The sequence below is a fragment of the Rothia nasimurium genome (genome assembly GCF_004569295.1).
In the GTDB taxonomy this organism is placed as follows: Bacteria; Actinomycetota; Actinomycetes; order Actinomycetales; family Micrococcaceae; genus Rothia; species Rothia nasimurium_B.
Map to the genome: position 1 here is coordinate 1 of NZ_SPQC01000014.1, position 12766 is coordinate 12766.

General features: G+C 61.9%; 9 protein-coding genes. 1 reads left to right on the plus strand and 8 read right to left on the minus strand.

Translation table 11 applies throughout. The features are described 5' to 3' along the window. Together E4U03_RS05020 and adhP are read right to left on the minus strand one after the other, a co-directional pair. Window positions 1–3100 (minus strand): glutamate synthase central domain-containing protein (locus E4U03_RS05020; protein ID WP_245207668.1); only part of this gene is annotated, 3100 nt, incomplete at its 3' end. A 564-nt stretch (window positions 3101–3664) separates the two neighbouring features. Continuing rightward, window positions 3665–4708, minus strand: a complete 1044-nt coding sequence (gene adhP, locus E4U03_RS05025; protein WP_228065866.1) for an alcohol dehydrogenase AdhP — start codon at window positions 4706–4708, stop codon at window positions 3665–3667. Between the two features lie 180 nt (window positions 4709–4888). Here adhP and E4U03_RS05030 point away from each other — a divergent pair, with 180 nt between their 5' ends. Further along, complete coding sequence (locus E4U03_RS05030; RefSeq protein ID WP_135012087.1) at window positions 4889–5911, plus strand: phosphotransferase; 1023 nt, start codon at window positions 4889–4891, stop codon at window positions 5909–5911. Between the two features lie 650 nt (window positions 5912–6561). On the opposite strand, the gene lgt is transcribed toward E4U03_RS05030, so the two are convergent. The 6 genes from lgt to hutH all read right to left on the minus strand — a co-directional run bounded on the left by lgt (window position 6562) and on the right by hutH (window position 12747). Continuing rightward, on the minus strand, window positions 6562–7470 hold the full coding sequence (lgt, locus tag E4U03_RS05035) for a prolipoprotein diacylglyceryl transferase (RefSeq protein WP_135012089.1): 909 nt from the start codon (window positions 7468–7470) through the stop codon (window positions 6562–6564). Between the two features lie 12 nt (window positions 7471–7482). Beyond that, entirely contained in the window at window positions 7483–8331 is an 849-nt protein-coding gene (gene trpA / locus E4U03_RS05040) for a tryptophan synthase subunit alpha (protein WP_135012091.1), read from the minus strand. Further along, window positions 8331–9683 (minus strand): tryptophan synthase subunit beta, encoded by a 1353-nt coding sequence (gene trpB, locus E4U03_RS05045; protein ID WP_135012093.1) that lies wholly within the window; start codon window positions 9681–9683, stop codon window positions 8331–8333. Before trpB ends, trpA begins: the two co-directional genes overlap by 1 nt. 110 nt (window positions 9684–9793) lie before the next feature. Next, a complete protein-coding gene (gene trpC, locus E4U03_RS05050; RefSeq protein ID WP_135012095.1) occupies window positions 9794–10621 on the minus strand; it encodes an indole-3-glycerol phosphate synthase TrpC in 828 nt (275 codons plus the stop codon). Window positions 10622–10810: 189 nt separating this feature from the next. Beyond that, a complete protein-coding gene (locus tag E4U03_RS05055) occupies window positions 10811–11059 on the minus strand; it encodes an HGxxPAAW family protein (RefSeq protein ID WP_135012097.1) in 249 nt (82 codons plus the stop codon). Between the two features lie 146 nt (window positions 11060–11205). After that, window positions 11206–12747: a histidine ammonia-lyase gene (gene hutH, locus E4U03_RS05060; protein WP_135012099.1), complete on the minus strand. Its 1542-nt coding sequence runs from the start codon at window positions 12745–12747 to the stop codon at window positions 11206–11208. Between the last annotated feature and the right edge of the window lie 19 nt (window positions 12748–12766).

The window sequence follows — 12766 nt, forward strand, 5'->3', positions numbered from 1 at the left end:
AAATCAGGGAGACACCGGGGGTGGAGTGGCGGGTCTTGGCTACCCAGGGGTAGACCTTCTGGGCCATGAGCTGGCCGCCCTCACCAGGCTTGGCGCCCTGGGCCATCTTGATCTGAATGTCGTCGGCGTTGGTCAGGTAGAGGGAGGTAACGCCGAAGCGACCGGAGGCTACCTGCTTGATGGCGGAGCAACGTTCAGGGTCGAGCAGACGGTCGACGTCCTCACCGCCCTCGCCGGTGTTGGACTTGGCGCCCAGGCGGTTCATGGCAATCGCCAGGGTTTCGTGGGCTTCCTTGGAGATGGAGCCGTAGCTCATAGCACCGGTGGAGAAGCGCTTGACGATCGCGCTGACGGGCTCGACCTCGTCGATGGAGATGGGGGTGCGGTCTTCGGTGAAGGTGAAGAGGCCGCGCAGGGTCATCAGGTCCTTGGCCTGGTCGTCGACCAGCTTGGTGTAGGACTTGAAGATGTCGTAGCGGCGGGTCTTGGTCGAGTGCTGCAGACGGAAGATGGTCTGGGGGTTGAAGAGGTGGGGCGGGCCCTCGCGACGCCAGTCGTACTCACCGCCGGTTTCCAGGGCGCGGTGGGGTACAGAAACGCCGTCGTCGGGGTAGGCATCGTGGTGGCGCTTGCGGGTTTCAGCTTCGATGACGTCCAGGCCCACACCGTCCATCTGGGAGTGGGTGCCGGTGAAGAACTGGTCAACGACCTGCTGGGAGAGGCCCAGAGCCTCGAAGGTCTGCGCACCGCAGTAGGAGGAGACGGTGGAGATACCCATCTTGGACATAATCTTCTGCAGACCCTTACCCAGAGCCTTGATGAGGTTGTAGACCGCTTCGGACTCGGTTACACCAGTGATTTCGCCCTGGGCTACCAGCTCTTCGACTGATTCCATGGCCAGGTAGGGGTTGACGGCCGAGGCGCCGTAGCCAATCAGGGTGGCAACGTGGTGCACCTCGCGCACATCGCCCGCTTCAACAATCAGGGCGACCTTGGTGCGGGTAGCTGAGCGCAGCAGGTGGTGGTGGACGGCGCTGGTCAGCAGCAGGGACGGGATGGGTGCCCAGGCGCCATTGGAGTTACGGTCTGAAAGAATCAGGAACTGCACGCCGCGTTCTACAGCGGCAGAAACCTTTTCGCAGATTTCAGCGATACGGGCGCGCAGGGCTTCTTCTCCCCCGTGAGCCGGGTAGAGGCCGCTGACCTTGAGAGCGGCGGGCATGCCGTCCTCGTCCTCGATGTGGGCAATTTTATCGAGTTCGTCGTTGTTGATGACGGGGAAGTTGAGCCCCACGTGCTGTACCTTGACGCGGCCGTTGCGCAGCAGGTTGCCGTCGGCACCGATAGAGGTTTTGAGGCTGGTCACCAGCTCTTCACGAATGGAGTCCAGCGGCGGGTTGGTCACCTGGGCAAAGGACTGCACGAAGTAGTCAAAGAGCAGGCGGTGGCGGGTGGACAGCACCGCGATGGGGGTGTCGGTGCCCATGGCGTAGATGGGTTCAGCGCCAGTCTTTGCCATCGGGGCGAGAATCTTCCGCAGCTCTTCTTCGGTGTAGCCGAAGGTCTGCTGACGCTTGAGAATCGACTTACGGGAGGCGCGGATATGCTCGCGCTCGGGCAGGTCAGCCAGGTCAACGATGTTCTCATCGGCCCACTGCTTCCAGGGCTGCTCGGCAGCAACCGCTGCCTTGACCTCTTTGTCGGGCACCAGGCGTCCTGCCTTCGTGTCAACGAAGAACATCTTGCCGGGCGAAACGCGGCCCTTCTCAACAATCTTCTCTTCGGGCATGTCGACCACGCCAACCTCAGAGGCCAGAATGACCAGGCCCTCGTCGGTGACCCAGTAGCGGCCGGGGCGCAGACCGTTGCGGTCCAGGACGGAGCCGACGTTATCGCCGTCCGTAAACGCAATAGCGGCGGGGCCGTCCCAGGGCTCCATGAGGGATGAGTGGTAGCGGTAGAAGGCGCGGCGGTCCTCGTCCATGGTCTCGTGGTTTTCCCAGGCCTCGGGAACCATCATCATCAGCACCTGGGCAGCCGAACGGCCCGAGAGCATCAGCAGTTCTGCAACTTCATCGAAGCTCTGGGAGTCAGAGGCACCCACCGAGCAAATCGGGAAGAGCTCTTCGGGGTTGCGGCCCAGAACCGGGGACTTAATCTGGGACTGGCGCGCGCGCATCCAGTTGCGGTTGCCTTTGACCGTGTTGATTTCGCCGTTGTGAGCGATGGTGCGGAAGGGCTGGGCCAGGGGCCAGGAGGGGAAGGTATTGGTCGAGAAACGCGAGTGGACGATCGCTAGCTTGGTGGCAAAACGCGGGTCGGAGAGATCCGGGTAGAAGGGTTCAAGCTGCGCGGTGGTCAGCATGCCCTTGTAGACGATGGTGCGCGATGAGAAGGACGGGAAGTAGACGCCGAGCTTGTGCTGGGCCCGCTTGCGCACGCGGAAGGCCTTCTGGTCGAGCTGGCGGCGCTCTGAATCTTCGTCCAGGTTGATGACGGGGATGTGCCCAGTGAAGGGGGCGTTGACGGCATCCAGGTCTTCGCCGGATGCCTCTGCGATGAACATCTGCACGAAGTAGGGCATGACCTCGCGGGCAGCCTTACCGACGATATCTGCCTTGACCGGCACCTCGCGCCAGCCAAGCACGCGCAGGCCCTCGCGCTGGGCAATCTGGGTCAGGCCCTCTTTGAGCTCTTCGGCGTTCTCACCACCGCTAGGCAGGTAGGCGGTGCCCACTGCGTACTTACCGAGTTCGGGCAGGTCGAAGTCTACGACCTCGCGCAGGAAGGCATCGGGAATCTGCAGCAGAATACCGGCGCCGTCGCCGGTTCCCTCGTCCGCACCAACAGCGCCACGGTGCTCCAGACGGCGCAGGGCTGTCAGTGCGTGATCAACGATGTCGTGGCCGGGGGTACCGCGCAGGGTGGCAATCATCGCCAGACCGCAGGCGTCCTTTTCATTCTCAGGGCTGTAGAGACCGGTAGCCTCGGGAATGGAAGCAAAGGTGGTGAAGGGTGAAGGGGCGTGCCCGAGGGTGTGGGGGTCCTGGGTGAAGGTCTTATCGGCGTGGACTGCACTGCCGAGCGTGGTGTGACTCATGTGGGCCGTTCCTACTTACGTTGGGCTCTGGTGCCGGTGGAATGGGCTAAACGGCTGGCGCGCTGGAGCTGATGGCACAGGATACCTGCGGTTTAGCCGCTCCGTTGTAGCACAAGATGTCGGTGGTCGCCTCGCTGTGACGATGGAGCGTGTGGTGACTCAAGGACGCCCGGGTGGGGGCCTGAGCCTGCGGTTCGCCTCGCATTCGGGTAGGTGCGAGAGTAATGTTCCATCAGTCTCTAGAGACTTCGTTACGTATGTGTAAATTTATACGCCCCTGCGTGTAAAGATTCAACAGGCAGCTGGGCGTTACACGGGTGGGCTTGGGGTCACTCCCCTACTAGATACGCTCTTTGTCTAGAAATTGAGCCCGTGTGACCTAGGCAAAGCCGGATTAGGTCATGAATATTTTGCGTAATTATTCAAAGAGTGACGTTACGCAGCGGCGGTAAATTGAAACAGACTTGAAACTTTAAATCTTGCTATATGAGATAAATATTTCATATAGAGAGTAGAAAAGTGGGGCCCTGGAAAGCTCCAGAGCCCCACCCAGCGGTAGGCCATTTAGTGGGTTGCCCCCGTAAAGTCGAGCACCATGCGTCCGTTAATTAAGCCGGCGTGCATTTCGTCAAAGATTGCCTGGGCATCTTCGACCGGGCGCAGCTGAACCACGGGCTTGACGCGCCCCTGGGCGCCAAATTCGAAGGCCTCGGCGAGATCCTGGCGGGTACCCACCAGGGAGCCCTGCACCTTAATGCCGTCAAGCACCAGGCGGGGGATGTTGAGGTCCATGGACTCGGTGGGCAGACCAACGGCAACCACGGTGCCACCGGCGCGCACAGAGTCAACGGCCTGGTTGAAGGCTGCCTTAGCCACGGCGGTAACAACAGCAACGTGGGCACCAGCGCCGCCGGTGGTGTTCTTGATTTCTTCTACAACGTCTTCAACGTTCTTGGCGTTAATGACTACGTCTGCACCGCTGTCCTTAGCCAGCAGCAGCTTGTCTTCGTTGAGGTCAACGGCAATGACCTGGGCGCCAAAGACGTTCTTGGCGTACTGCACAGAGAGATTGCCCAGGCCGCCGGCACCAAAACAGACAATCCACTGGCCGGGGCGCACGCCGCTTTCCTTCACAGCCTTGTAGGTGGTCACACCCGCACAGGTAATAGAGGTCGCCTCGACCGGGTCGAGGGCATCAGGGACTTTGACGGTGTAGTCAGCATAGAGCAGGGTGTATTCACTCATGCCACCATCGGCGGTGTAGCCGGCATTGATGACGGAGCGGCAGAAGGTTTCACGGCCGTCCGTGCAGTATTCGCAATGGCCGCAGCCCTTGAAGAACCAGGGAACGCAGACACGGTCGCCTACCTCGAGGTGGTCTACACCGGGGCCAACTTCGGTAATCACGCCGACGCCCTCATGCCCCAGGATGCGACCGGGCTTTTCGCCGAAATCGCTGGCTGCTACGTGCAGGTCGGTGTGGCAGATGCCCGAGTATTCAATCTTGGCAAGCACCTGCCCGTGCCCTACTTCGGGTACGGGGACGTCCTTGATATCTACGGTTCCATCGAGGCGGTCAGAAACAACAACGGCTTTCATGGTGTCCATGTGATAGCTCCTTCAAAGTAAACCAGACTGGGTGGTGTGGCTCACTTAAAGCCTAGGTGTTGAATACGGTTAGGCGCCAGGGCTCTGAGCTTTTTTCTGCCCTGTTACGGCGCAAACTACACTAAGAGCGCCGAAGGGGATGTACCGCCATTGGCAGCACCTGGTAGCTACACTAGAGCCATGAGCGACCAGACCGCATCCGCAGTAGCCACCAGCCAACGTGCCACTTGGGCAGACCTCCCCCGTTCCGTACAGGCATGGGTTGAAGAAGAGCTAGGCAGCCCCGTGGTAGGCGCTGAGTCGCAAAGCGGCGGGTACAGCCTGGGCACCGCCGACCGCCTAGTCACTGCAAGCGGGCACAGGGCTTTCCTCAAGGCTGTTGACGCTAGCCTCCATCCTCACACGGCTGACCTGCACCGGCAGGAGGGCCGCATCACCGCGTCCTTCCCCAGCAGCACCCCGATCCCGTCCGTCCTTGCCACCCGCGATTTTCCCGAGGCGGACGACGCAGGCTGGGTTGCTCTGCTTCTGGAAGATATCGAGGGGTGGCACCCGGCAAGCCCCTGGCAGAAAGAGGAACTGGCCGCCGTTTTTCGGTCCTTAGAGAGCATGAGCCGGGTTCCGGTTGACCCAGACCTAAACCTACCAACCACCGAAGCTGACCTGACCGAGGAACTCATTTTTTGGTACAAACTCGCTCGGGGTGTAACCCAAGAGCACCTGGTCTATGTTCAGGCCACTGATTCCTATCAGCAGCTGGTGCAGCTACTGCCCTTTATCAACATGAAAGCCGCCGAGTTTGCCGCCTTTGTAGACGAGCACCTGGTCGCCCATCTGGCAGGGAGCTCCTATGTGCATACCGATTTGCGGGGCGACAACATTCTGATTCGCCCCACTGGCGAGGCTATTTTGATTGACTGGCCTTGGGCGACGGTGGGTAACACCCAAATTGACTGGGCCTCGGTGGCAACTGATGCTCTGATTGCTGACCCCGAGCTGACTCTCGCTGAGGTATACGAGCTGATGCCGACGTCCGGGCGCCCTGCGATTGGGTTCTTGCAGGCTACTGTTGTCGCTTTGGCGGGCTACTATCTCTACGCTTCTATACAGAAGCCCAGTGACTCTACGAACTCGTCGCTGGTGAGTATGCGGGCCCACCGCGCGTCCGCCCTGCTCACCAGACTAGCCCAGGGCAAAAAGTAATCCGCACCTATTCTGGTTTACCCGCAACTAGTTGCGGACTATTCAGAATAAGTGCGGATCAGGTTCTAATGTGATGGTCAAAACCTTTAGTAATTGGAGTCCACGCATAAGCGCCCGCAGGTGGTTCCAGACTCACCGTATCAACACCAGCTTCAGACGCGGAACAACCAGACAAGAGCATCATTCCCGTTAGCCCAAGCATTTGTAAGCGCTGTCGCTTCACATCTACACACCACCTTTTATCGCACCTGCTGGTATTCGTTACGCTCCCACTGCGCCAGGTTTCGGTTAAAACCAGCAGCGGCGAACGGAAGCCCTACAACCAGCCCCGTGAGCGTCGTGACCCAGGTGAAATCTGCGCCAGTCATTGACGCAATCCATAATACTTACCTTAACCCTACCTTTTGATAAGCAGACATATCAATTTGTTAAGTGATGCAATAAGACCCTGCCCCTTCTCTCTTCGCCCCGAGATAAACCGTAGGGTCAAGAGAAAAAGAGTAGGGTCTAAGCCAGCTGCCGCAAGTGGTAAGCCCGAGAGTCATGCCAGGCTGTCCCAGAGTAAAAAGTAATCCGCACTTATTCTGATGTACCCGCAACTAGTTGCGGACTATTCAGAATAAGTGCGGATTAGTTTCTATGCTTGTGCGCTAGTCGCCGGATCGGACGGACGCCGGGGCGGACTCGTCCGCGCTGGGCACGACAGCATCCTGCCTATAGGCCCCCGGGAGCTCGCCACGCCTACGCGCTCGTAGCCCCATCAGCGCGAACATGACGATGCCCAGCAGCAAGATTGCGCCGGACGTCCACACGTGAATACGAACCCCCAGCAGCATCTCAGCGGTATCGATTCGCAAGAAAGTCTCAATCATGAGACGGCCAAAACCGTACCAGACAACGTAGGCCCAGAAGGTCTGGCCCAGCTGGAAGATGCCGCGACGGCCCAGGGCAATCAGCAGGGCCGCGCCCACCAGGTTCCACAGGGACTCATAGAGAAAAGTCGGGTGAAAGAGCGTGCCCGCCGGGTATTGATCAGGGAAGTTGGGCGAGGTAGCCGAAATTTCCAGGCCCCAGGGCAGGGTGGTGGGCTTGCCGAAGAGCTCCTGGTTAAACCAGTTGCCCCAGCGGCCCATAGCCTGGGCGATCATGATTCCGGGGGCGGCGGCGTCCGCGAACTTAGCCAGCGAAATACCGTACCGGCGGCAGGCGTACCAGGCACCCAGGCCACCGACCGAGATCGCGCCCATGATGCCGATACCGCCCTCCCAAATCTTGAAGACATCAAGCAGGTCAGCGCCCTCACCGAAGTAGGAGCCCGGGTCGGTAATCAGCACGTGGTAGAGGCGGGCACCGATAATGCCGGAGGGAATGGCCCACATGGCAACGTCCCAGACCCTCTCGGGGTCCTCGCCCCAGGCGGCCCAGCGGCGGCCAGTGAGCCACATACACACCATAATGCCCGCCAAAATACAGAGGGCATAGAAGTGGATGGTCAGGGGGCCCAGCTCGATAGTCGAGATGGACGGCGAGGGGATGGAAGCAAGCACAGTAGCAGTCATTCGGCCCCTACCCTACTCGCGGCCAGCTAGTTGGCGGGTCAGAGCACCCACAGCGGACGGGCCGCCCTCAGCCAGAGCCTTCACCAGGGCAGTGCCCACGATGACACCGTCGGCGTAGGCACCGATTTCTTCAACGTGCTCACGCTTTGAAACGCCCAGCCCCACGCAGACAGCGGGGGCACCGGCGGCACACAGGTCAGAAACCAGGGTCTCTGCTGCGGTGTTCACCGACGAGCGGGCACCGGTCACGCCCATAACCGAGACAGCGTAGACAAAGCCGCTCGAAGCCTTCGAAATCAGGGCTAGACGCTCAGGGGTGGACGAGATTGCTGCCAGGAAGATGCGGTCCAGGCCGTGCTTCTCGGACGCTTCAAACCAGTCAGCGGCCTCATCGGGAACCAGGTCGGGGGTAATCAGACCCGCACCACCGGCTGCAACCAGCTCTTGGGCGAAACGGTCGACGCCGCGGCGCAGCACGGGGTTCCAGTAGGTCATCACCAGCACCACGGCATCGGTGGCGGCGGTAATCTCGCGGACCGCACGGAAGAGATCATCGGTACGGAAGCCCTTATCAATGGCTTCAACAGTGGCCCGCTGAATCACGGGGCCGTCCATGACCGGGTCTGAGTAGGGCAGACCCAGCTCGATAATGTCGACCCCGTTCCGGCCCATCTCAATCGCAGCCTCGATAGACTCATCAACACTGGGGTAGCCTACCGGCAGGTAGCCGATCAGGGCAGCACGACCCTCAGCCTTGCACTCGGCAAGGCGGACGGCCATCTTGGAGTCGGGGTTGGGGGCAGGGAAGCTACCCTTGCGCACGGAGTAGCGGGTTTCGTCCTGAAAATCGATGTGGCTCATTAGGCACCCTTGCTTTCGTTTTGTGCGGTCGTATCGTTCTGCGAGGCGGTTTCCGCCGCGGCTTCCTTGTTCCCCACGTTCAGGCTGGTCGAGGGAATAGCCTTGCCCAAGCCAAACCACTTGAGGGCGGTTTCCATGTCCTTATCTCCGCGGCCGGAAAGGCAGACAATCATGGACTTTTCGTGAGCGGTCGCGGGGTCTGCGTCCGCCCATTCCTTAGCAACACGCAGGGCACCGGCGAGCGCATGGGCCGATTCGAGGGCGGGGATGATGCCTTCGGTGCGACAGAGCAGGCGCAGGGCGTCCATGGCTTCGGTGTCGGTGACGGCCTGGTAGTCTACGCGGCCAATGTCTGAGAGGTAGGCGTGTTCGGGGCCGACACCGGGGTAGTCGAGGCCTGCTGAGATGGAGTGGGACTCGATGGTTTGGCCGTCTTCGTCCTGCATGAGGTAGGTGATGGCGCCGTGGAGCATGCCGGGGCGGCCCAGGTTGATGGTGGCTGCGTGGCGGTCGGTGTCGATCCCGTCGCCGCCGGCTTCGAAGCCGTAGATTTTGACATCGGCGTCGTCGAGGAAGGCGTGGAAGAGGCCGATCGCGTTGGAGCCGCCGCCGACGCAGGCTGCGATGCCGGTGGGCAGGGTGCCGGTGGCTTCGAGGAACTGTTCGCGGGCTTCGGTGCCGATGGCGTCGTGGAAGTAACGCACCATGGCGGGGAAGGGGTGGGCGCCTGCTGCGGTGCCGAGCAGGTAGTGGGTGGTGTCAACGTTGGATACCCAGTCGCGCAGAGCCTCGTTGATGGCATCTTTGAGGGTGCGGGAGCCGGTCTGCACGGCGATGACGGTTGCGCCCAGCAGCTGCATGCGGGCGACGTTCAGGGCCTGACGTTCGGTGTCTTCTTCGCCCATGTAGACCACACATTCCATGCCAAAGAGGGCGGCTGCGGTGGCGGTGGCGACCCCGTGCTGGCCTGCGCCGGTTTCGGCGATGAGGCGGGTCTTGCCCATGCGCTTAGCCAGCAGGGCCTGGCCGATGACGTTGTTGATTTTGTGGGACCCGGTGTGGTTGAGGTCTTCGCGCTTGAGGAAGAAGCGCACTCCCCCGGCTTCGGCGGAGAGGCGGGGAACCTCGGTCAGCGGGGAGGGGCGGTTGGAGTATTCGGCCGAGAGGCGGCGGAACTCGGCTAAGAATTCGGGGTCGTTTTTAGCCTCGTTGAAGGTGGCTTCGAGCTCGTCCATGGCGGCAATCAAGGATTCTGCCATGTAGCGCCCGCCGTACTGCCCAAAGTAGGGGCCGGGCGCGTTTTTGAGGCTCTGGCCCGAGGCCAGGAATTGGTCTGCGAGGGTTTCAGTCATGGGGTTTCCCTTCGGTGGGCTAAACGTTGAGTGTCTGATGGGGGGGCGGACGCCTGTGCTCGGCTCTCTCGGGGCGCGGCAGGCGCGGTGCGGGGTAAGCAGGTGTGGGGTTAGGCTGGCTGGGAGCCCAGCCAGGTTTGCCGGGCCTGGACACCGGCGGCGCGGAAGTCGCGCAGGGTCTCGGTGGGGGTGCCAGATTTTACGAGGGCCTCGCCCACCAGCACAGCCTTGGCGCCGTGCGAGGCGTAGTCGGCGACGTCCTCGGGGCTGGCAACGCCGGATTCTGCCACGATGATGGCATCGGCGGGCAGCAGGGGGGCTAGCTTGCTGAAGTTGGCGTTATCGACCTCTAGGGTCTTGAGGTTGCGCACGTTCACACCCACAATACGGGCGCCCACTGCAACAGCCCGCTCGATTTCTTCGGGGGTGTGGGTTTCGACCAGGGCATTCATGCCGAGTTCGTGGGTGAGGTCGAGAAAGCGGCGCAGGGTGTCGTCGTCGAGGGCGGCAACGATGAGCAGAACCAGGTCAGCACCGTGGGCGCGGGCCTCCCAGATTTGGTACTCGTCGACGGTGAAGTCCTTGCGCAGCACTGGGATGCTGACGGCGGCGCGGACGGCGTCGAGGTCAGCCAGGGTTCCCTTGAAGCGGCGCTCTTCGGTGAGTACCGAGATAGCGGCTGCTCCCCCGGCCTGGTAAGCGGCGGCCAGTTCCGCGGGGTCAGGGATGTCGGAGAGGGCGCCCTTAGACGGTGAGGACCGCTTGACCTCTGAAATAATTTCAACACTGCCAGTTTCGGCACCGCGCAGGGCGGCTAGGGCATCAAGCGCGGGAGCCTGGGCGGCGGCGCGCTGCTTGAGCTCGTCCAGTGGCAGGGCGGCGCGGCGGGTTTCGAGGTCTTCGCGGACGCCTACGATGATGTCGTCAAGTACGGTCATGGTGCCCCTTGGTGCTGGTGCGCGGACGGCGCAGGTTGGGTTGGTGGTGCCCCTCTAGTATCGCTCAGGTGGCTGAACGTTTGCCAGACGGGTTCACCGGGTGAGAACACATGTGAAGAAAAGGTAAGGGGCACCTCGCGCCTGTGCGGGGTGCCCCTTCTCTAAACCTCACCCGGGTGGGTTTGGGTTTTAGTGGTGGTACTTGGTGTGCTTGCCGCCCTGGCCGTAGCCAGCTGAGCGCAGCACGATACCGGCAACAACGCCGATGGCGATGATGGCGACGCCGACAACGAAGATGGGGGTGTTTGAGATGCAGAAGCCGACGGCACCGATGATTGCGCCGACAATCATGATAATGACCATGGCCCATGAGGCGGTGGTGTTGCCGTGGTTGTTGTAGGGCAGGTCGGGGACCATCTCAACGGTCTGCTGTGCCATGTGAGTCTCCTTGTAGTGTGTGGGCGTGCGTTCGCAGGTGTATGGGGTGCCGAGCACACGGGTGCTTATCTCTATCTTAGAAGATAGCGGGCTCTTTGGCCCAGTTTAGGCACCCGTGTGCCTTTATATTTCCGTAAGACGGAGAACTAGGCGAGACGGCCGGTGACGCTTTCAGCCGCAGCCAGCAGCTCACCGTTGGCGACCAGTTCCACGGTTTGTTCGATTTCGGGTGAGAGGAAGCGGTCGGGGCCGGGGCCAGCGACGTCCTTGCGTAGGCGCTCAATCACAGCGGCGGTTGCCGGTGAAGGGGTCTGCGGGGCGCGCAGGTCAATACCGCGGGCGGCGGTCAGGATTTCGATGGCGAGGACGCGGGTGAGCCCGTCCACCGCCTTGCGCAGCTTGCGGGCAGCCGACCAGCCCATGGAGACGTGGTCCTCCTGCATAGCCGAGGAAGGAATGGAGTCTGCCGAGGCGGGCACAGCCAGGCGCTTGAGCTCAGAGACAATCACGGCCTGGGTGTACTGGGCGATCATGTGGCCCGAGTCCACGCCGGGGTCGTCGGCCAGGAAGGGCGGCAGGCCGCGGTTGCGGGCAACATCGAGGAAGCGGTCGGTGCGGCGCTCCGAGATGGAGGCAGCATCGGCTACGGCGATAGCCAGGAAGTCCAGCACGTAGGCGACCGGGGCGCCGTGGAAGTTACCGTTGGATTCCACACGGCCGTCGAGGGTCACCACGGGGTTATCGACCGCCGAGGCCAGCTCGCGCAGGGCAACAGTGCGGGCGTGCTCGATGGTGTCGCGCACGGCACCGGCGACCTGGGGCGCGCAGCGCAGGGAGTAGGCGTCCTGCACGTAGGTGGTCACGTTCTCGGCGTGGTGCTGGATAATGCCGGAGCCCTCCAGCACCTTCTTCATGTTGGCAGCCGCTGCCCCCTGGCCGGGGTGGGGGCGCAGCTGGTGCAGGTCGGGGGCGAAGACGCGGTCGGTCCCGGCAAGACCCTCCACGCTCATGGCCGCAGCGATGTCGGCGAGCTTGACCAGGGCGTCCAGGTCGGTCAGGGCCATCACCAGCATGCCCAGCATGCCGTCGGTGCCGTTGATGAGGGCCAGGCCCTCCTTCTCTGCCAGTTCAACCGGGGTCAGCCCGAACTTCTCGAAAGCCTCAGCAGTCTCGTAGAGCTGGCCGTCGGCGTCCCGCACCTGACCTTCACCAATGATGGCCAGGGCGCAGTGCGACAGGGGCGCCAGGTCGCCGGAGCAGCCCAGCGAACCGTACTCGCGCACCACCGGGGTGAGGCCGGCAGAAAGCATGTCGGCGTAGGCCTGGGCGACGACGGGGCGGACGCCGGTGCGACCGGTTGCCAGGGTTGAAAGGCGCAGGAGCATAAGGGCGCGAATCACTTCGGTTTCAACCTCGGGGCCGGAGCCTGCCGCGTGGGAGCGGATCAGGCCACGTTGCAGTGCCTTGCGCATCTCAAGGGGGATGTGTTTGTTAGCCAGGGCGCCGAAGCCGGTGGAGACGCCGTAGACGGGGGTATCGGAGTTGGCAAGGTCGCGGATACGCTGGCTAGATTTTTCGATTTCAGCCAGGGCTTCGTCGCTGATGGTGACGGCCGCGCCGTGGCGGGCAACTGCAATCAGGTCGGCGAAGCTCACGGGCCCGATGCCGACGGTGATGGTGGTGGTCATGGTTTTCTCCTTTGAAAGT

Coding starts and splice junctions, on each gene's coding strand:
- adhP (WP_228065866.1), bottom strand. CDS start 4,708: ATGGACACCATGAAAGCCGTTGTTGTTTCTGACCGCCTCGATGGAACC.
- E4U03_RS05030 (WP_135012087.1), top strand. CDS start 4,889: ATGAGCGACCAGACCGCATCCGCAGTAGCCACCAGCCAACGTGCCACT.
- lgt (WP_135012089.1), bottom strand. CDS start 7,470: ATGACTGCTACTGTGCTTGCTTCCATCCCCTCGCCGTCCATCTCGACT.
- trpA (WP_135012091.1), bottom strand. CDS start 8,331: ATGAGCCACATCGATTTTCAGGACGAAACCCGCTACTCCGTGCGCAAG.
- trpB (WP_135012093.1), bottom strand. CDS start 9,683: ATGACTGAAACCCTCGCAGACCAATTCCTGGCCTCGGGCCAGAGCCTC.
- trpC (WP_135012095.1), bottom strand. CDS start 10,621: ATGACCGTACTTGACGACATCATCGTAGGCGTCCGCGAAGACCTCGAA.
- E4U03_RS05055 (WP_135012097.1), bottom strand. CDS start 11,059: ATGGCACAGCAGACCGTTGAGATGGTCCCCGACCTGCCCTACAACAAC.
- hutH (WP_135012099.1), bottom strand. CDS start 12,747: ATGACCACCACCATCACCGTCGGCATCGGGCCCGTGAGCTTCGCCGAC.